Source organism: Pseudomonas sp. NY15463 (assembly GCF_048068415.1).
In the GTDB taxonomy this organism is placed as follows: Bacteria; Pseudomonadota; Gammaproteobacteria; order Pseudomonadales; family Pseudomonadaceae; genus Aquipseudomonas; species Aquipseudomonas mosselii_C.
The window spans coordinates 224973-242072 of the sequence record NZ_JBLUQD010000001.1; the positions used below are offsets into that span (position 1 = coordinate 224973).

Annotated in this window: 21 protein-coding genes; 3 read left to right on the forward strand and 18 right to left on the reverse strand. The window is 65.2% G+C overall.

What is annotated here, in order from left to right:
- Position 1: 1 nt before the first annotated feature.
- The 16 genes from ACNFIC_RS01150 to ACNFIC_RS01225 form a co-directional block, all read right to left on the reverse strand.
- On the reverse strand, positions 2–511 hold the full coding sequence (locus tag ACNFIC_RS01150) for a TadE/TadG family type IV pilus assembly protein (protein WP_138217391.1): 510 nt from the start codon (positions 509–511) through the stop codon (positions 2–4).
- A 4-nt stretch (positions 512–515) separates the two neighbouring features.
- Positions 516–1367, reverse strand: coding sequence for a tetratricopeptide repeat protein (locus tag ACNFIC_RS01155; RefSeq protein WP_171030885.1), 852 nt, complete (start codon positions 1365–1367; stop codon positions 516–518).
- Positions 1368–1381: 14 nt separating this feature from the next.
- Positions 1382–2344 carry a type II secretion system F family protein gene (locus ACNFIC_RS01160; protein ID WP_138217393.1) on the reverse strand — a complete coding sequence of 321 codons (963 nt, stop codon included), beginning with the start codon at positions 2342–2344 and terminating at the stop codon, positions 1382–1384.
- Positions 2344–3333 (reverse strand): type II secretion system F family protein, encoded by a 990-nt coding sequence (locus ACNFIC_RS01165; RefSeq protein WP_416779387.1) that lies wholly within the window; start codon positions 3331–3333, stop codon positions 2344–2346. Before ACNFIC_RS01165 ends, ACNFIC_RS01160 begins: the two co-directional genes overlap by 1 nt.
- A complete protein-coding gene (locus ACNFIC_RS01170; RefSeq protein ID WP_416779389.1) occupies positions 3333–4706 on the reverse strand; it encodes a CpaF family protein in 1374 nt (457 codons plus the stop codon). The genes ACNFIC_RS01165 and ACNFIC_RS01170 overlap by 1 nt, the downstream gene beginning before the upstream one ends.
- Positions 4707–4717: 11 nt before the next feature.
- On the reverse strand, positions 4718–5926 hold the full coding sequence (locus ACNFIC_RS01175; RefSeq protein WP_138217396.1) for an AAA family ATPase: 1209 nt from the start codon (positions 5924–5926) through the stop codon (positions 4718–4720).
- 32 nt (positions 5927–5958) lie between these two features.
- Positions 5959–6603, reverse strand: coding sequence for a CpaD family pilus assembly lipoprotein (locus ACNFIC_RS01180; protein ID WP_138217397.1), 645 nt, complete (start codon positions 6601–6603; stop codon positions 5959–5961).
- Between the two features lie 11 nt (positions 6604–6614).
- Positions 6615–8147 (reverse strand): type II and III secretion system protein family protein, encoded by a 1533-nt coding sequence (locus tag ACNFIC_RS01185; protein WP_138217398.1) that lies wholly within the window; start codon positions 8145–8147, stop codon positions 6615–6617.
- 54 nt (positions 8148–8201) lie between these two features.
- The gene (cpaB, locus tag ACNFIC_RS01190; RefSeq protein ID WP_138217399.1) at positions 8202–9098 is read right to left on the reverse strand and encodes a Flp pilus assembly protein CpaB; all 897 of its coding nucleotides are present in this window, start codon (positions 9096–9098) and stop codon (positions 8202–8204) included.
- 15 nt (positions 9099–9113) lie between these two features.
- On the reverse strand, positions 9114–9674 hold the full coding sequence (locus ACNFIC_RS01195) for a prepilin peptidase (RefSeq protein WP_138217400.1): 561 nt from the start codon (positions 9672–9674) through the stop codon (positions 9114–9116).
- 20 nt (positions 9675–9694) lie between these two features.
- Positions 9695–9889, reverse strand: a complete 195-nt coding sequence (locus tag ACNFIC_RS01200) for a Flp family type IVb pilin (RefSeq protein WP_138217401.1) — start codon at positions 9887–9889, stop codon at positions 9695–9697.
- A gap of 200 nt (positions 9890–10089) precedes the next feature.
- Positions 10090–11481: a sensor histidine kinase gene (locus tag ACNFIC_RS01205; RefSeq protein WP_416779393.1), complete on the reverse strand. Its 1392-nt coding sequence runs from the start codon at positions 11479–11481 to the stop codon at positions 10090–10092.
- Positions 11468–12133 carry a response regulator transcription factor gene (locus ACNFIC_RS01210; RefSeq protein ID WP_138217403.1) on the reverse strand — a complete coding sequence of 222 codons (666 nt, stop codon included), beginning with the start codon at positions 12131–12133 and terminating at the stop codon, positions 11468–11470. The genes ACNFIC_RS01205 and ACNFIC_RS01210 overlap by 14 nt, the downstream gene beginning before the upstream one ends.
- Positions 12134–12436: 303 nt before the next feature.
- Positions 12437–12892 carry a VOC family protein gene (locus ACNFIC_RS01215; protein ID WP_138217404.1) on the reverse strand — a complete coding sequence of 152 codons (456 nt, stop codon included), beginning with the start codon at positions 12890–12892 and terminating at the stop codon, positions 12437–12439.
- 138 nt (positions 12893–13030) lie between these two features.
- Entirely contained in the window at positions 13031–13342 is a 312-nt protein-coding gene (locus tag ACNFIC_RS01220; protein WP_416779395.1) for a hypothetical protein, read from the reverse strand.
- Entirely contained in the window at positions 13300–14424 is a 1125-nt protein-coding gene (locus tag ACNFIC_RS01225; RefSeq protein WP_416779397.1) for an XAC2610-related protein, read from the reverse strand. Before ACNFIC_RS01225 ends, ACNFIC_RS01220 begins: the two co-directional genes overlap by 43 nt.
- 72 nt (positions 14425–14496) lie before the next feature.
- On the opposite strand from ACNFIC_RS01225, the gene ACNFIC_RS01230 reads away from it, so the two are divergent.
- Both ACNFIC_RS01230 and ACNFIC_RS01235 read left to right on the forward strand, forming a co-directional pair.
- A complete protein-coding gene (locus tag ACNFIC_RS01230) occupies positions 14497–14664 on the forward strand; it encodes a hypothetical protein (RefSeq protein WP_171030886.1) in 168 nt (55 codons plus the stop codon).
- Positions 14665–14698: 34 nt separating this feature from the next.
- Positions 14699–14899: a DUF1289 domain-containing protein gene (locus ACNFIC_RS01235; RefSeq protein ID WP_138217406.1), complete on the forward strand. Its 201-nt coding sequence runs from the start codon at positions 14699–14701 to the stop codon at positions 14897–14899.
- Between the two features lie 72 nt (positions 14900–14971).
- Here ACNFIC_RS01235 and ACNFIC_RS01240 read toward each other — a convergent pair whose 3' ends face one another.
- Positions 14972–15289, reverse strand: coding sequence for a DUF2388 domain-containing protein (locus ACNFIC_RS01240; protein ID WP_138217407.1), 318 nt, complete (start codon positions 15287–15289; stop codon positions 14972–14974).
- A gap of 140 nt (positions 15290–15429) precedes the next feature.
- Entirely contained in the window at positions 15430–16242 is an 813-nt protein-coding gene (gene xthA, locus ACNFIC_RS01245; protein WP_138217408.1) for an exodeoxyribonuclease III, read from the reverse strand.
- A 164-nt stretch (positions 16243–16406) separates the two neighbouring features.
- Here xthA and ACNFIC_RS01250 point away from each other — a divergent pair, with 164 nt between their 5' ends.
- Positions 16407–17057 (forward strand): GNAT family N-acetyltransferase, encoded by a 651-nt coding sequence (locus ACNFIC_RS01250; protein ID WP_138217409.1) that lies wholly within the window; start codon positions 16407–16409, stop codon positions 17055–17057.
- Positions 17058–17100 lie beyond the last annotated feature (43 nt).

A 17100-nucleotide genomic window follows, 5' to 3' on the forward strand; every position in this document is an offset into this window, starting at 1 on the left:
CTCAGTAGTCCTCCGCCTTGTCACTGGTCAGGTTGCCCAGCAGTTGTCGGTACTGGTACTGAAACGCATCGCCAATGCCGAACAGCATCGGCAACGGCGTCATGAACGGCTGGGTGAGGTCGACGGTGACGCTCAGCACCGGCGGTGAGCGGTCCTGCTCGTCGATCTCTGCATCGGGCTGACCGCCACCGAACTGGCGCAGGGTGTCGAAGGTGAAGATCTCGACCACGAAGTTGTCCTTGTCGAGCAGGCCGTAGGCGTAGTCCACCAGGCGCGCCTCGATGGCGTCCTGCAGGGCCTCGGGGCCTTGCTCGTAGAACGCCTTGTCGCTGCGAAAGTCCTGTAGTGCACGTTCCAGCCCCAGGTTACCGATACCGATCATCAGCGAGATGCGCGCCAGTTCGAACAGCATCATGATCCCGAATAGGAGCACCGGCAGGATCAGTGCGGTTTCCACCGCAGTGACGCCGTGCTGCTGGTTGAGCAACTCGCGCAGGCGGACAGCGATCATCGGCTCATTCCTCGACCAGCTTGAGTGGATGCTGGCTGGCGGCAAGCAACTCGCTGGTCAACGGCGCCCCTGCAGCGACCCGCGACTGGGCGGTGCGAAAACCCGCCAGGATCGCCTCGGCCTGGGCCGGTGCCAGGTTTTCCAGCAGCACGTTGCGCGCGGTGTCGTCATGGCCGGCCAGCACGTAGGCCAGCGCTAGGTTCAGTTGCAGCGAGATATCGCCCAGGCCACGGGCCTGATTGAGCAGGCCGATGGCGCGAGGGATGTCGCCAGCGGCGAGCCAGTTCAGGGCGAGGTTGTTCAGGGCTGGGGCGTAGCCGGGGTCGATCTGTAGCGCGGCCTCGAACTGCTGGCGGGCCTGCTCGCCTTGGCCTTGCAGGTTCAACGCAACACCCAGGCCATTGAGCGCCTGGGTGTTGCGCGGGTCGGCCTGCACGGCGCAGCGCAGGTCGCGTTCGGCCTGGGCGCTCTGGCCCAGGGCCAGGCGTGCACGCCCCAGGCCGTTGCACAGGGCCAGGCGCTGGGCGTCGGGCAGCGCCTTCAGGTCGCCGCCCAATGACAGCCGGGCGCGTTCCAGCAGGCCCAGCGCTTCGCGCGGCGGGCGCACCGCCGAGGCGATGCTGGCGTATTCGAGCAGGTAAGTGCCACTGAGTTGCTGGCGCTCGTCCATGCGCGCGTATACGCCGTGGGCGGCTTGTAGGCGCTGGGCGTCGCGCAGCGTGTGGGCGAGCTTGAGGGCCTCGCGGCCTTGTTTGTCCAGTGATGGCTCGTTACCGGCCATGGAGCCGAGGTTGGCACAGCCACTGAGGGTCAGGGCCAACAGGGAGCACAGCAAGGTGGAGCGATGGGTACGCATGTTCGGGTCTCGTTTCATTGGCTGAGCAGGCGGATGACGCGCACCATGGGGGGAGCGCCCATCATCGCCACGATAGGCGGCAGGATCAGGGTCATCAGCGGCACGCTGAGCTGGGCCGGGAGCTTGCCGGCGCGTTCCTCCAGGTTGAGGATCAGCGTCTTGCGGCTCTCTTCGGAAATCGTGCGCAGGGCCTGGGACAGCGGTGTGCCGTAGCGCTCGGCCTGGATCAGCGTCGCTACCATGCTTTCGATGCCGCTCACCCCGGTGCGCTCGGCCAGGTTGAGCAGGGCGCGCGGGCGATCGCTCAAGATTTGCAGCTCGGCGCAGGTGTAGCGCAGTTCTTCGGCCAGCTCCGGCGCTGACAGCGCCAGCTCCTTGGATACCACTTGCAGCACCCGGCCCAGCGGCAGGCCGGCCTCGGCGCAGATCACCATCAGGTCGAGGGCGTCTGGCAGGTTGCGGGCCAGACGCTCGCCGCGTCGGGCGCTGCGCAGGCGCAACCAGAACTCCGGCAGGGTGGTGCCGGCGAATAGCGCCAACAGCCCGCCGGCCAGGCCGTTCAGGCCCAGGCGCGAACCCGCTGGCACCAGGCCGAACAGCACCACCAGCGCGAGGCTCAGGCCCAGTGCCAGCTTGCCGGCCATCAGCAGCCCCAGGCCCTGACGGCTGCGCAATCCCGCCATGTTCAGCAAGCGCCGCAGTTTTTGTTTGTCGCTGTCGCTGCCGGCCAGTTGCTCGCCAAACCGCGCCACTGGCAACAGCAGCGCTTGCAGGCGCGGCGGCAATTGCAGGCCTTGGTCGCGGGTCAGGTGTTCGGCCTGCTGTTGCGCCTGCCTGGGGTTGCCGGCCTCGCCCTGCAAGCGGGCGCGTAGCGGGGCAGGCTGGGCGCGGCGGTGCAGGCCGATCAGCAGCAGGCCAATGCCCGCCAGCAATACGGCCAGGGCAAGGGCTACCCAGGGATCGTCGTACCAGGCCATCAGGACACTCTCCTTACCATCAGCTGGGTGATCGTCAGGCCCAGGGCGACGCTGCCGAAGGCGTAGAACAGCACGGCATTGCCGGTGGGGTCGTTGAGCAGGAACTTGAAGTCGTTCGGCGCGCTCATGTACAGGTAGCCCAGTGCCAGCGGCACCAGCGAGGCGACGATCTTGGCCGAGGCGCGGGCCTCGGAGGTCTTGGCCTGGATCTTCAGGTTCAGTTCCTGGCGCTCACGCAAGGTGGCGGCCAGGCGGTCGAGGGTTTCGCCCAGGCGCCCGCCGGCCTCCTGGTTGATGATCAGAATCACCGCGAAGAAACGATACTCGTTGAGCGGTACGCGCTTGGCCGAGTCCTGCATGGCTTGGCGCAAAGGCACGCCCAGGCGCAGCCAGTTGTCGATCAAGGCAAATTCCCGCGACAGTGGGCCCGGCAGGTTTGGCGCCACCAGGGCGAAGGCGTTGCTCACCGGCACCCCGGCGCGGGCGGTGCGGGTGATGGCGTCGATGGCCTCCGGCAGGCTTTGTTTGAGTTCGCTTAGGTGGCGGGCCATGCCCTTGCGGTAACCGACGTTGGCCAGCACGCCGAAGGCCAGCAGGGTCAGCAGCAGGCTGCCTAGCAGCGGAAACGACGTCTCGCGGCCCAGCAGCACACCGATCATCAGGCTGGCCATCAGCGTGAGCCCTGCGCGCAGCACCAGGCTCTGGCGCCAGCCCAGCACTTGCAGGCCTAGCCATAGGCGGGCCAGGTGCGCGCCAAACAGTGGCAGCTCGGCGAATGGGGTGTGCTCCAGGTCCTTGAGGATCCCGCTAACTCTGGGCTGCGCGGCGCTGTCGCGGGCCTGGCCGGCGAGTTCCTTCTTGAGCTGTTCCAGGCGCAGGGCCAGCGCTTTGTCGTCCGGACCACGGGCGCGTAGGCTGCGCGTCGCGAGTACCGCCAGCAGCACGGCGAGGAACACCAGCACGGTGAGCAGATCGAGCAGGGCGTCCATCAGGCGTGGCCCCCGAACAGGTGCGCGTGGGAGGTATAGAACTGCGGGCGCTGGCCGCTGGCCACGTACTGGCCGATCAGCTTGCCGTTGGCATCGACGCTGGTGGTCTTGAAGCCGAACAGCTCCTGGGTCTGGATCACGTCGTTCTCCATGCCGCAGATCTCGGTGATCGAGACGATGCGTCGGCCACCGTCGCGCATGCGCTCGACCTGTACGATCAGGTTCACGGCACTGGCGATCTGCCGGCGGATGGCTTCCAGCGGCAGCTGCATGCTGGCCATCATCACCATGTTTTCCAGACGCATGATCGCGTCACGTGGGGTGTTGGCGTGCACGGTCGACAGCGAGCCGTCGTGGCCGGTGTTCATTGCCTGGAGCATGTCGAAACACTCCCCGCCACGCACCTCGCCGAGGATGATGCGGTCGGGGCGCATGCGCAGTGCGTTGCGCACCAGGTCGCGCTGGTCCACCTTGCCGGTGCCTTCGGCGCTGACTGGACGGGTTTCCAGGCGTACCACGTGGATCTGTTGTAGTTGCAGCTCGGCGGCGTCCTCGATGGTGATCACCCGGTCGGCGTCGCTGATGTTCTGCGACAGCGCGTTGAGCAGGGTGGTCTTGCCCGCACCGGTCCCGCCCGAGACGATGATGTTCAGGCGCGCCAGCATGGCCCGCTTGAGCACCTCGACCATCTCCATGGACAGCGCGCCGCGCTCGGCGAGGATCTCCAGGGACATGTTGCGGCGCATGAACTTACGGATCGAGATGCTGGTGCCGTCGATTGCCAGTGGGTAGGTGATGACGTTGACCCGACTGCCGTCGGCCAGGCGTGCATCGACCATCGGGTGGCTTTCGTCGATGCGCCGGCCAACGGCTGCGGCGATGCGCTGGGCGGTGTTGAACACGTGCTCTTCGTCGACGAAGGTAATGGGCGAGAGTTCCAGCTTGCCGAAGCGCTCGACGAACACTTGGCCAGCGCCGTTGACCAAAATGTCGTTGACCGAATCATCGGCCAGCAGTGGCTCGATTGGGCCGATGCCGACCATCTCGTTGAGGGTTTCCTCGGCGATGGCTTCTTCTTCGGGGCGCGACAGTTGCAGGCGGTGCTCGTCGCAGATGCGCCGGATCAGCGTCTCGATCTGCAAGCGCAGCTTGTCACGGCCCATGGCTGCGGCCTTGAGCGGGTCGATCTGGTCGTACAGGTGATGGCGCACCAGCTTGCGGTTCTGCGCCCCGGGGGTGTCCAGCGGGCGCAACTGGGCGCTGCGCTGGGTGCTGCTGGCGCGCAGCTCTGGTTGTGCAGGCGCCGCCTGTTCAGCGGCGTGCTTCACATCGGCGCGCACCGGCCGGGGTTTGTGCGGTTGCTTGATCAGCATCGAAGGCTCCTTCAGGCGGCGCGCTGGCGGCTCAGCGCCTGCTTGAGACGGGCCAGCAGGCCGTTGCCGGCGTGGACGCGTTGCGGCGTGTGGCCGGTGGCCAAGTCAGCCAGGTCGAGCAGGGCATTGTGGAACGCCGGGGCCCCCGCCAGCTTGAGCGGGCCAGCCAGCAGGCTGCCGGGCAGCGCTGTGCCGGCCCACGGCAGGGCCAGGTCGATGCGCCGTTCGACGAAGTCTTCGAACTGGCTGCGCTCGATGATGCCTGGGTGCTGGCCACGCGCGGCGTTGCTCACCAGCAACAGGTGCTGGCCTTCGCTTTCATCGCCGATCTCGCGCAGCAGGCGGTGCAGGTTGCGCGCGTCCTGTACGGTCAGGTCGGTCAGCAGGATGCGCGTCTGGGCGTGGGCCAGCACGTCCAGGCTGCCGTGCTGGCGGCCAGCGGGCAGGTCCCAGATCACTTGGTTGAACATGCTGCACAGGGTACTGCCCAGTTCCAGCACGTGCTCGGCGCTGAAGGTGTGTGTCGGGCGCAAGTCAGGGGCCTGGGCCAGCAGGTGCAGGCGCTCGTTGATACGGCCCATGGCCCGTTGCAGCAGGCGGCTGTCCAGTTCGGTGGTGGTCAATGCACTGGCAAGGCCGGCTTCGCCCTCGTAGCCCAGCAGCAGACTCTGGTCACCGTTGCAGCGGTCGAAATCCACCACCGCAGTGGGCGTATGACGCTGTTCGGATAGCAGCAGCGCAAGGCTGGCGGCCACAGTGCTGGTGCCTACGCCACCGGACGCACCGCTGATGGCCAGGGTGCGCCCACTGCGCACGCCCTGGGCGATGCTATGGCCGTTGCGCGCACGGGCCACGGTGCTGGCCAGCAGGTCCAGCGGCACGGGCTTGGCCAGGTAGTCGAAGACGCCACTGTGCAGCAGGGTGCGGTACAGGTCGATGTCCTGCTTGCGGCCCAAGGTCACGATAGGGCAGGACGGGTCGCACACATGGGTCAGTTCTTCGAGCGATTGCAGCGGCAGCGGGTCGCCGTCGATATCCACCACCAGCACCTCGGCCGGTGGGTTGCTGCGACACCAGGCGATGGCGGCGGCAATGCCACCGGGTTGGGCCTGCTCGGGCGACTGGCCCAGGCGGGCGAGCATTTCGCCAAAGCGCGCCGCCTCTTCGCGGCTGGCGGCAAACAGCATCAGGTCCTGGGCGGGGAGGGTTGTGTCGTTCATGTCGCGGTTCTCTCTGCGAGCGGCCGAAGCGCTCAGTCCTGGAAGTCGATGTCGAGCAACTCGCGCACTTCATCCTCGTGGTAGCGCTGCATGGCGCCCACCGCATGGATGCCGTCGGCGCTGTCGAGGACGCGTGGGCGGGCCAGGTCGCGCGGGTCGGCGACCATCGCGGCGATGTTGGCGCGCACCGCGCAGCCGGGCTGGCCGACGGCATGGAACGGCTGTACGGTCCAGGTCTGGGCGTTGGCCACGCTGCAATCGGGGATCTTCGCCACGATGGCCTCGGACACCACCTGCAGGTCCCAGTCGTGGGCCTCGCGGGCATCCAGGCGGGTGGGGCGCACACTCACCTCGGCAACCCCTTGCTCGCGCAGCACGATGGCCAGACGTTGGGCCAGGCGGTCGCCGCTGGGGGTGTAGGGTTGCAAGGTCAGGTGCTGGTTGTGCAGGCGACCTTGGGCGTTGAGCAGGCTGTTGAGGTTGTCCAGCGACTCGGCGGTAAAGCCGCCGCTGGCACTGGCCTTGAGCGCAGCCACCAGCGCCGAAGGCGCGACGCTGGCCTGCGGCACGGGGGTAAAGGGCGCGAAGCGTTGTTCGCGGTATTGGTTGACGTGACGATCACAGCCGCTGACCAGCACCGCCAGCGTCAGGAGGGGCAACAAAGCGCGCTTGGACATGATGGTTCTCCTCAGAACAGGTAGCCGGCGGTGGCCACGGTGGGCAGTACGGCGTCCATCGAGCGGATGCCGCGCCCCGGGTTTTGCAGCTCGCCCGGTGCGGTGGGCTCGACCACGTAGGCGGTGGCGATGATCACCAGTTCGGTGTCTTCCTGGGTGCTGGTCTCGGTTTCGAACAGTCGGCCAAGGCCTGGGATGTTCTTCAGGCCCGGAACGCCCGTGTTGCTTTGCCCAACGTTGCTGCGCAGCATGCCGGCCAGGGCGAAGCTCTGGCCGCTGGCCAGTTCCACGGTGGTGTCGGCGCGGCGCACCTTGAAGGCCGGGATGGTGAAGCCTTGCAGGTCGACCGCGCCGTCGTCGGATAGGTCGCTGACTTCGGGGGCCACGTGCAGGCTGATACGGTTGGGCGAGAGCAGTGTCGGCGTCATGCGCATGATCACGCCGTACTGCTTGTAGTCGATGGTCACTTGGTTGTTGTTCATGATCACGATCGGCACTTCGCCCCCGGCGGCGAAGCCTGCGGTCTCACCGGACATGGCGGTGAGGTTGGGTTCGGCCAGCACGGTGGCCAGGCCGTCCTCGGACAGTGCGGTGAGCAGCCCGCCGACAGTCAGCGAACCACGGGTGCGCACGCCGCCGGCCACTGCGTTGGTGACCGTGCCACCGGTGAACGCACCCGTGGTGGCGTCGAACAGGCTCGCGCCACTGCGGAAGAAGTAGTTGCCGTCCTTGAGTGCAACGTCCCAGTTCAGGCCCAGGGAGGTGGTCATCGAGCGCGATACTTCGACGATACGCACGCTGATGTTGACCTGGGCAGACAGCTCGACCTTGAGTTGGTTGACGATGCGCGGGCTGTCGCCACCGGCACCACCGCCAGCACCACCACCACCGCCGCCACCGCCACCTGCACCATCGGTTTCGGCGCCCACGTAAGCCTGCACGGCGTCGATCACCTGCTTGGCCTGTTGCGGGGTGCGAACATGCCCGCGCACGATCAGGCCATTGCCCGAAGACGGGCCAAACTCCACCTGGGAGCCGGGCACTTCTTCGGCGATCTGCTTGCTCAGGGCCGCCAGGTCATAGTGGCTGTTCAGGGTAATGGCACTGATCACCTGATCGTTGCCATCGAGCGCGTACAAGGTGGTGCTGCCGGCGCCCTTGGCGTAGACGAACACGTTGCCCGGCGAGGGGATCTGGAAGCTGGCTATGGTCGGGTCGGCCACCAGCACGTTGGCGGCATAGGCCGGCAGTTGCAGCAGGCGGCCCTGGCGTACGGTCAGCTCGACGGTCTCGTTGGCTTGCACCTGGGTCAGCTTGCGTGGCAGCACACGCGCAGGTTTGCGCGGCGCAGCTTGCGGCTCTGGATCGGCGTCGGTCGCCGGCAGGTTGGCGTAGATCGACGGGTCGCCCCAGTTCTCGAAGTTATCGGCTGGGTTTTCCTGGGTGCTGGCTTGGCTGTCTTCGGCCAGCACGGCAGGGGGAACCAGGGCGCAGCCGAGGGCCAGGGCCAGGGAAGAAGCGAGTGTTGCGTGGGCGAACTTCATCGTGGGACTTCCAGAAGAGCTGCTGTGTCAGGTGGCAGGCGTGGTTGTTAGCGCTCAGCGGGGCAGACGCTTTTCCTCGAAGGCGTCGCCGCGGAACAACTGCAGCTTGCCTTCGCGTTCACGCAGGGATGTGTAGATGCCGGTGGCCTGGCCAAGGGTGGTAACGCCGTAAGCCTCGGTAACTCCGGGCTGACGCGGCTCGCGGGCGCCGCGCAGTACCAACTGCAACGTGCCGATTTCCTTGGCCAGGGCCAGGCGCTCGGCCTGGGCCGGGGTCACTTCCAGGGTTACGGTCTCGAAGGCGGTGTAGCGCTTCTTGTCCTTTTCCTCAGGCTGCGTTTCGCGCACGGTCAGGGCGCCACGGGTGACGTTGTTCAAGGCCAGCACGCGCACGTTGCGCAGCAGCGTTTGCGAGGCCAGGCGTGGCATGCCGGAGGCGGCATCGCCGGTGGATTTTTCCTGTTTGCGCTCAAGGCTCAGCACCACGTCGACGCGATCACCGGTAGCGATCATCCCCGAGTTGCTGGCCACCGCACTGGTTGGCACCGAGATGGCTCGCAGGCCTGGTTGCAGCACGGCGGCAATGAAGCCCGATTCGCCAGGTTTGATCAGCAGCGTGCTGGTCAGCGGCTGGCCTTGGCGCAGCGGGCGGCGCACGGTGCCGCCGACGGCCACGGCGAGGTTGTCGCGGTTGTCGAGGAAGTACAGCAGCGCCGAGTGCTCGCCTTCCAGTTGTTGCCAGCGTACCGCTGAGGGGTCGAGGAACTCGCCGGGGTGCAGGTCGCGCGCGGCTACCAGCACCGATGGCAGCGCCGGTGGCGCCGGTGGGGGCGCTACTACCACTGCCGGGGCGGGCGCCGGTGCCGGCTTGAGCATGACCCGGACCAGCAGCGCGGCGCTGCCAGCGACCAGCAAGGTGCCGGCCAGCAGAAGGACTGAAGGGGTTTTCATGGTGAAGTCACGTGCTCAGGAATGGATGGGAATGAACAGGATGTAGAAGGCACCGGTGACGATGGCCAATCCGTAGGGAATGCCCTGCGGGCACTGTTCGGTGATCACCACCGGGGTGTGGATGCCCAGTCGCGGAAAGCGTTGCGCCAGACGCTGCACGGCATGTCCCAGCACCTGCTCGACTCGGCCCAGCAGCGGTAGACCCAGGGCCAGCAGGCCGCCGGCCAGCGCGGTGACGATCAGGAACGCCAACTGGTCATGTGGCCCTACCCACAGGCAGATGACCGCCATCAGCTTCACATCGCCTGCGCCGACCCGGCCCAGGAAGAACAGGCCGCAACCGACCAGCAGCACCAGCGCAGCGCCCAGCAGGCACCCACCCATGGCGGCGAACACCGCGAGGGTGTCGAGCTGACGCCAAGGGCCTACGCCCAGCAGGCCTGCAACCGGTTGTACGCACCACAGCGCCAGCAGGACCAGCACCAGCAGGTTATGGATGCGCCGGTAGAGCAGGTCGGAACCGACCACGAACAGCAGCGCCGGCAGCAGCACGAGTACGGCGAGGGAGTTGTCCATGCTGCGCTCCGGGCTCTGGGTTACTGGCCGGGGGCGTTGGTGTTGGTGATCTGGTCGGCGATGGAGGAGAAGCGTTCCTTCAGCGCGGTGACGAACACCCCGTCGGAGCCGAAGATCACGCCAATGGCCGCAGCCATGGCGGCGGCGAGGATGCCGTACTCGATCGCGGTGACGCCGCTTTCATCGGCGAGGAAGTGTTTGAATCGCTTGAGCATGGCAGGCTCCATTGAAAAGCAGTGGATGAGAATTGGTTGGTATTAAGATTTATTCTCATGTGCCGGACAAGCGTGGGTGTATTAAGAATGCTTAAGGAAGCGGACGTGGGCGATGGTATGCGCGCAGGGACGGCGCTCTGTTCAACCGCGATGCAGGCGGTGCAGTCGCCCCTGGCATGGCCGTGGATCGAGACGCCGCTTCAATCGGCCGGCGCTTTGATCTCCAGCGTTGCGCACAGCCCCGGCTGGTTGTCGACCAACAGCAATTGCCCGCCATGCAGGTCGCAGATGGCGCGGGTGAGGGTAAGGCCCAAGCCGTTGCCCGGTATATCGCCGCTGGTGTCCAGGCGCTGAAAGCGCGCCATGGCGCGGTCGTTCAGGGCATTGGGGATGCCACGGCCACGGTCGGCCACGCTCAGGCGCGAGCGGTTGCGCACTTGCTCGCCACGCAGGGTCACCGGCGAGCCGCGCGGTGCGTATTTGAGTGCGTTGTCCACCAGGTTGGCCAGGGCCTGGAACAGCAGCGCGCGGTCGCCGTACACCCGGCATTGAGCACTGCACTGCACCACCAGCAGGCAGTCGCGCTCCTCGGCCAGCGGCTGGTAGTACTCGGCGATATCCTGCAACAGCGCTTGCGCGGCATGGCTCTCGAACTGGTGTGCGCAGCGCCCGGTTTCCACTTCGCCGATGCGCATGACCGCGCGAAACAGGCTCTGGATCCGCTCGCTGTCGGACACTGCCTGCATCAGTTCGGCGCGCGCCGGCTCGTCTTGTAACTGCTCGGCCACGTCCAGCAAGCGAGCTTGCAGGCGGGTCAGCGGCGTGCGCAACTCGTGGGCAATATGACTGGTGATGTTCTTCACTTCCTCCATCAGCCGATCAATGCGTTGCAGGCTGTGGTTCACCTCGCTGCCGAGCTGGTCGAACTCGTCGCCGTCGTTGTGACAGGCCACCCGCGAGCCGTGATCTCCACTGGCGTAGCGGGCGAGGGTGTCGCGAATGTGGTTGATGCGTTCGAGATTGCGACGGCTGAACGGCAAGCTGGTGAGCAGGATCAGCAACAGCACCAGCAGCATGGTGGCGCCGGTCATCAGCGGGATGATCCGCGTGCGTTCGAGCATCGGGCGCAGGTTATAGGCGCTGAAATAACTGCCGCCGTCGGCCAGTGGCACCAGCAGGCCAAGGATCTCTGCCGGGCCGTTGGCCGCCGGCACCACGGCGTGGCGCCAATTGCCCAGGCAGCCGCTGGTGCAGTCGAACTGCGGCACCAGCCAGGCATTGCCATAGCGCAGCCTGCCCTGGGCGTCGACCACGGTGGGCAAATGCTCCTTGCGCGCCTCGGTAGGTTCGCGTTGTTGCAGTGCCGTTACGACCTGCGTGGTGCTGCGCAGGCTGCCATGCAGCTGTTGGGCGCGCACGTCGTTGAGAATCATCTCGCGCACATGGCTGCGGGTCACCACTTCCAGCAGGTGGTTGCTGCAGATGATCGAGATCAGCGAGATGAGCAGGCAGACGAAGGCAATGGTGGAAGCCTGACGGAAATTGCTGGTGCCCAGCAGCTGGCGCAGGCTATAGGCGTTAACCAAGGACATAGCCGATGGCGCGGATGGTGCGGATCATCTGGCGGGCGAAGCCTTTGTCGATCTTGGTGCGCAGCTTGGACAGGTGCACGTCGATCAGGTTGGTCTGTGGATCGAAGTGGTAACCCCATACCCGTTCGAGCAGCATGCTGCGGGTGACGGTCTGGCCACGGTGCTCGGCCAGGACCTGGAGTAACTTGAACTCCTTGTCGGTAAGGTCGATACGCTGACCGTCGCGTCTGACGGTGCGCCGCCCCAGGTCGACCTGCAGGTCGTCGATCAGTAGCAGTTCGTCGTGCGAGTGCTGTTGGTGGCGGCGCGCGAGCAGCTCCAGGCGCAGCAGCAGTTCGGTGAAGTCGAACGGTTTGCCCAGGTAGTCATCGGCACCGGCACGCAGGCCCTCGACACGGTCTGCGGTTTGATCGTTCGCCGATAGCACCAGGATCGGTGGGCGGGGCTTGCCGGTGAGTTGGTTGAGCACTTCGATGCCATCCATTTTCGGCAGCACTCGGTCGAGGATCACCACGTCGAAGGCTTCGCGCTGGATCATGTCCAGGGCACCTTCGCCGTTGTCGGTCATCCTGCAGTTGTGGCCACAGGCGTGCAGCTTGCTGCCTAACCAGTGACTGACCGAGGGGTCGTCTTCCACCACCAATACGCGCATGGCGTTGATCCTTTAAATAGCGTCGAAGGAGTGTTGCATTCTCACGGCTGGCCACTGACCAACTGAGTTAAGAATTATTAAACAGAATGAGAATACTTATCAATAAGATTTGATGTTATTTTGCGATTACGTTCCATTACTCGCAATTTTCGAGGTTCTATGGCGTGCGAATCAGGTAAAAACCCTTGGTATAGCGAGGTTATACGCAAGGAGATTGCGCAAGTGTGGGCGCATCCGTAGGTGGCTGCTCGCGCGATGAGGGCGGTGCATTGTGTGCTGGGGTAGCCGATCAATTGGCAGCCGTTACGCAAACGCTGCGTCCATGAACACCTCCAGACCGGCCGCCTCGATGATCTCGATGGAAAAGTGCCCGAAGCGTTTGGGCAGCCAGATGATCCGCGCTCCGGCTGGAGACGTCAGGGCTTCACGGGGCAGGGGTTGGCCGTTCTCGTCCTGCGGTTGCACGCCATTGGCTATTAGCTCGTCATAGGCCTGTTCGATGTCTGGGGTGCTGTAACAATGGCGGTAGATCATCCCCTCGCCATGTTGATCGAGCAGCACTTTCAGGTTGCCGGCCAGCGGCTGCACCAGCATGAAGCGCTCCTTGCCGATGCGGGCGACGGCGTAGCGCACGTGCAGGCCGCCTCGCTCCCAGACCTGCGTGGAGGAAATCTCGGCACCGAGTATCTGCCGATAGTAGTCGCAGGCGTGTTCGAGCTGGCTGACCAGTACATCGACGTGGCTGAAGGTAAGCTGCATGAGTGGGCTCCTGGGTGCTCGGCGAGCATAACCCAGGCGCCCGCCCGGCGGGGTCTGGGTTATCCGTCGCGGTTGAGCATGGACCAGGGTGCTGCATGTGCAGGGCACGTCCAGCGTCAAGACCGAGCAGGCCCCCGCTCAAGGTTGCTTGCGGTAATACCCGCTCATCATCAGCGGCGAGTCGGCTTCGGCGTTGTAGTTGAGCACGGCGAAGCCCTTGACCAACTGGATGTGATACGGGCCGGTAAGCTTGGGATAGAGCGGATCCTGCACGATGATCAGGTTTTCGGTCAGCATGGGGACGCGGTGCTGCTCGGTGATGATCGGTTCGCCGGTCTTGCTGTTGGTCAGGCTGATCGTGAACTCCGCCACCTCGCGCCCTTGCTGGTCGCGCTCGGGTAGGATGGTCAGGTCGAGCACGCCGTCACGGCCCAGGAAGTCATCGAGCATCTGGTAACGGCCGCTGCGCTGCGCGGCAGGCAGGTCGTTGAGCTTTTCCAGGGGGGCTCGGCGTCGCTGGGTGCCAGGTCGATGGTCAGTTCGGTGTTGTCGGTTCGGTCCGGCTTGACCCATTCGCCAGTGAAGCGCAGTGGATCGGCTTGCCCGAGGGTGATCCGCCAGATCCCGGTGCGTCGGCCATCGTCGGTGAACTCATGCAGGTAGACGTACGGCGTGTCGTTGTATTGGCTGCGGTTGCCCACCAAAGTGATCGGCTTGCCATTGCCGCTGCGGGTGTAGCGCACCTCGCCGATGAGCACCGCGCCTTGCTCCTGGTACCACAGCTCGACCGGCAGCTTGCCGGCTAGGGTGCCGCTGAACGATTGCGGGTGCTCGATGACCGGGCCTTCGACTCTGGGCGTTTCGACCCACCGGCCGGCCTGCCACTCGCCGCGGCTGCGGAGCATGTAACCGCTGGGCATGCTGGTGCTGTCGTCGAGGCTGGCAGGTATCTGTTCCTGGGTGAAGCTGCTCAGGCGTATCGGCACATCACCCTGCAAGCGCCAGCGCGTGGTGCGGGTCCAGCAGCAGCCACGGTCGGTCTGCTGGATCAGCGTGCGGTCCTTCTGGCTGGTGTCGAACATCTGGCCGTCGGGTTGGCGTGCCAGGTCCGTCAGCGGTTGGCTCAAGGTCCAGCGCGGCGGTTGCGCAGTCTGTAGGTAGACATCGTAGGCGTAGCGTTCATTGGCCAGGTTGCCGTTGCGGATGGCCAGGTCCAGGTGGCCGTCGAAGTTGAAATCATTGAAGTACAGTAGGCCGCTGGGGCCCAGCAGCCAGCCGTTATCGGCCTGCGCACCGGCGCGCGGTGCGTTGCCCGCATCGCTGTACAGTTGCTGGATGACCTGCAAGGTGCGACGGTCGCGCAGGGTGATGTGTACCGGGGCCAGCTGGTTTTCCACGGCAGGTGCATCGGCGAACAGCACCTCGACCAGGTACTGGCCGCTGGGGTCGTTGACCGCGAACGAGCGGGGTTCGGCCAGTGCCGGCACAGCGCCGGCCGTGCACAGCAGTACACCGCAGTAGAGCCTGCGCATGGGTCGCTTCCTTGCTGAAAATGGGCGGCGAGTATAGCGGTAACACGATCGGCCGTAGGAAATTTCCCGCCAATGGCGTGTGACGTTCTGAGGGTGGCGATTACCCTACGCGCGATTCACCTGCAAGGGGGAAGCCTCTGCGCGGTGGCGGCCAAGCGCGCGGGCTTGCAGGTGCAGATGGACTTGCCTGCCGAGGCTTGGCGCCGGTCTGGACGGCGCTCGATCAACGTTCTGCCATGACGTATGATTGCGCGCCCGCCCTTGGAGCTGCGCCATGGCCAAAGATATCGAAAACCCCTGCGTATCGCTGTGCCAGCTCAACAGCGAGCTGTGCGTGAGCTGTGGCCGAACCCGCGAGGAGATTCGCAAATGGCGGGGTATGAAACGCCCTGAAAAGATGGCCACCGTGCAGCGCGCGGCAACGCGGATGAAAACCATCGTCAAGAAAAACGCCAAGCGCGAGGGGCGCCAATAGCCGATCCTGTGTACCCCATCACCGGGTCAACGGACAAGGCAGCACCGTCGATGCCGCCTTGCCGGGCGTGACTCAGTGATCGAGCTTCAGGTCGTCCTGCGACAGCAACGCCCTGGCTAATTCCTCATCGCTGACCTGCATGCCAGGGTTGGCCTGGCGCGCTTGCTCCAGCGCCGACTCAAGGTACGCACCGCGAATGGCGCCGCCGCTGGCGACGAAGGCGCTCAGTTCGTCACGGGCCGGAATGATCCGTTTGTCGTCCTTGAATGTCGAATACAGCGAAGCGGAAACCCCTGCCGAGGTGGCGACGTCGCCAGCATCGACGCGGGCCAATGCGGCACCTGCTGGGAGCAGGAGCAGCAATGAGGGAACAAGCAGTAAGTGGCGCATGGTGTGACCTCCGGTGGTGAAGCCCAAGGGAACTACTGCATGAGGGTTGGAGATACAGTGTAGGCCCGGAGTTCCGCAGCAGCGTACGCGGATGCAAAAGAATCACGCGTCGGGCACAGGGTCGGTGCCCGGCGTCGGCATCAGCTCAGTTCGAGCCAGATCGGCGCGTGGTCCGACGGTTTTTCCATGCCGCGCAATTCGTAGTCCACGCCTGCGGCCTTGAGCCGTGGCAGGAGCCCTTGCGAGGCCATGATCAGGTCGATACGCAGTCCGCGCTTAGGCTCGTCCTCGAAGCCGCGACTGCGATAGTCGAACCAGCTGAAACGGTCGGCCACGTCGGGGTGCAGGTGGCGGAAGCTGTCTACCAGGCCCCAGCCCTTGAGTCGCTCCATCCACTCACGCTCCTCCGGCAGGAAGCTGCACTTGCCGGTCTTGAGCCAGCGCTTGGCGTTGTCCGGGCCGATGCCGATATCGCAGTCCTGGGGCGAGATGTTCATGTCGCCCATCACCAGCAGGGCCTGGTCGTTGCTGAACTGGCCTTCGAGCAGGGCTTGCAAGTCGCTGTAGAAGCGCTGTTTGGCCGGGAACTTGGTGGGGTGGTCGCGGCTTTCGCCCTGTGGGAAGTAGCCATTCATCACGGTGACCGGCTTGCCATTGGCGTCGGCGAAGGTGCCCCAGATGAAACGGCGCTGGGCGTCTTCTTCATCGCTGGCGAAGCCCTTGAACAGCGCCAGCGGTGCCTGGCGCGAGAGCAGCGCGACGCCGTAGTGGCCTTTCTGGCCATGGTAGTGGACGTGATAGCCGAGCGCCTCGACCTCGGCGAGCGGGAACTGCTCGTCGCTGACCTTGGTTTCCTGCAGGCCGATAACGTCTGGCTGGTGCTTGTCGATCAGCGCGGCCAGTTGGTGCGGACGGGCGCGCAGGCCATTGATGTTGAACGAGACGACTTTCATGGAAAGACAATCCTGGTAAAAGCCTCCGATGCTAGCCGACATCGGCCTTCGCGGCCAGCATGGCAGGGGCAGGTCGGCGCTGCTAGGGTGCTCTGGAAAGGTGAACCAAGCGCGTACCTGCGCCTCCAAGGCTGTGTACGCCCATTCCAGGAGGAACACCCGCAATGCCCGACGCCTCGGCCGCACCGGCCCGCATTTGCCTGCTCGACGAAGGCTACGCCCGCGAAGCACGCTCGTTGCTCTACCACGCCTACCGCCACGAACCGACCTATGGCTGGTTGTTGGACAGCCAGCGCCCTGGCTACGAGCGGCGTCTGCGCGTGGTGATCCGCGAATGGCTGCGCCAGCACTTCTACCTGCAACTGCCGGCCATCGGCTTGCTGGTGGAGGACCGCCTGGTGGGCCTGGCGTTGATCGTGCCGCCGCTGCGCAGGCTGGGGGTGGCCGACAGCTGGGCCTGGCGCTTGCGCATGATCCTGGGCACTGGCCTGCGTTGTACGCGCCGCTACCTCGACTATCAGGCCGCGCTGGCTGGCGTGTTGCCGAGCGCGCAGGTGCACGTGTTGCCTCTGTTGGGGGTGCATCCGCAATTTCAGGGCCAGCATTATGGCGAACAGCTGTTGCAGGCGGTGCACGATTGGTGTGCCGACGATAAAGGCACCCAGGGCGTGGTGCTGGATACCGGCAACGCCCATTACCTGGATTTCTATCAGCGCCAGGGCTATCAGGAAATCGGCGAGATTGCTGTAGGGCCTATCAGGGAGCGGGTGTTCTTTCATCCGAACCCTTCGTCGGGCAAGGTAACAATAGTGTGACTGAAATTACCTGCGGCTCCGCAGGCCGCTTCGCTCTGGTAGC

Coding starts and splice junctions, on each gene's coding strand:
- cpaB (WP_138217399.1), bottom strand. CDS start 9,098: ATGAAAACCCCTTCAGTCCTTCTGCTGGCCGGCACCTTGCTGGTCGCT.
- ACNFIC_RS01225 (WP_416779397.1), bottom strand. CDS start 14,424: ATGCGCAGGCTCTACTGCGGTGTACTGCTGTGCACGGCCGGCGCTGTG.
- ACNFIC_RS01235 (WP_138217406.1), top strand. CDS start 14,699: ATGGCCAAAGATATCGAAAACCCCTGCGTATCGCTGTGCCAGCTCAAC.
- ACNFIC_RS01150 (WP_138217391.1), bottom strand. CDS start 511: ATGATCGCTGTCCGCCTGCGCGAGTTGCTCAACCAGCAGCACGGCGTC.
- ACNFIC_RS01240 (WP_138217407.1), bottom strand. CDS start 15,289: ATGCGCCACTTACTGCTTGTTCCCTCATTGCTGCTCCTGCTCCCAGCA.
- ACNFIC_RS01155 (WP_171030885.1), bottom strand. CDS start 1,367: ATGCGTACCCATCGCTCCACCTTGCTGTGCTCCCTGTTGGCCCTGACC.
- ACNFIC_RS01210 (WP_138217403.1), bottom strand. CDS start 12,133: ATGCGCGTATTGGTGGTGGAAGACGACCCCTCGGTCAGTCACTGGTTA.
- ACNFIC_RS01220 (WP_416779395.1), bottom strand. CDS start 13,342: ATGCTCGATGACTTCCTGGGCCGTGACGGCGTGCTCGACCTGACCATC.
- ACNFIC_RS01195 (WP_138217400.1), bottom strand. CDS start 9,674: ATGGACAACTCCCTCGCCGTACTCGTGCTGCTGCCGGCGCTGCTGTTC.
- ACNFIC_RS01175 (WP_138217396.1), bottom strand. CDS start 5,926: ATGAACGACACAACCCTCCCCGCCCAGGACCTGATGCTGTTTGCCGCC.
- ACNFIC_RS01205 (WP_416779393.1), bottom strand. CDS start 11,481: ATGTCCTTGGTTAACGCCTATAGCCTGCGCCAGCTGCTGGGCACCAGC.
- ACNFIC_RS01200 (WP_138217401.1), bottom strand. CDS start 9,889: ATGCTCAAGCGATTCAAACACTTCCTCGCCGATGAAAGCGGCGTCACC.
- ACNFIC_RS01250 (WP_138217409.1), top strand. CDS start 16,407: ATGCCCGACGCCTCGGCCGCACCGGCCCGCATTTGCCTGCTCGACGAA.
- ACNFIC_RS01160 (WP_138217393.1), bottom strand. CDS start 2,344: ATGGCCTGGTACGACGATCCCTGGGTAGCCCTTGCCCTGGCCGTATTG.
- xthA (WP_138217408.1), bottom strand. CDS start 16,242: ATGAAAGTCGTCTCGTTCAACATCAATGGCCTGCGCGCCCGTCCGCAC.
- ACNFIC_RS01215 (WP_138217404.1), bottom strand. CDS start 12,892: ATGCAGCTTACCTTCAGCCACGTCGATGTACTGGTCAGCCAGCTCGAA.
- ACNFIC_RS01230 (WP_171030886.1), top strand. CDS start 14,497: ATGGCGTGTGACGTTCTGAGGGTGGCGATTACCCTACGCGCGATTCAC.
- ACNFIC_RS01180 (WP_138217397.1), bottom strand. CDS start 6,603: ATGTCCAAGCGCGCTTTGTTGCCCCTCCTGACGCTGGCGGTGCTGGTC.
- ACNFIC_RS01170 (WP_416779389.1), bottom strand. CDS start 4,706: ATGCTGATCAAGCAACCGCACAAACCCCGGCCGGTGCGCGCCGATGTG.
- ACNFIC_RS01165 (WP_416779387.1), bottom strand. CDS start 3,333: ATGGACGCCCTGCTCGATCTGCTCACCGTGCTGGTGTTCCTCGCCGTG.
- ACNFIC_RS01185 (WP_138217398.1), bottom strand. CDS start 8,147: ATGAAGTTCGCCCACGCAACACTCGCTTCTTCCCTGGCCCTGGCCCTC.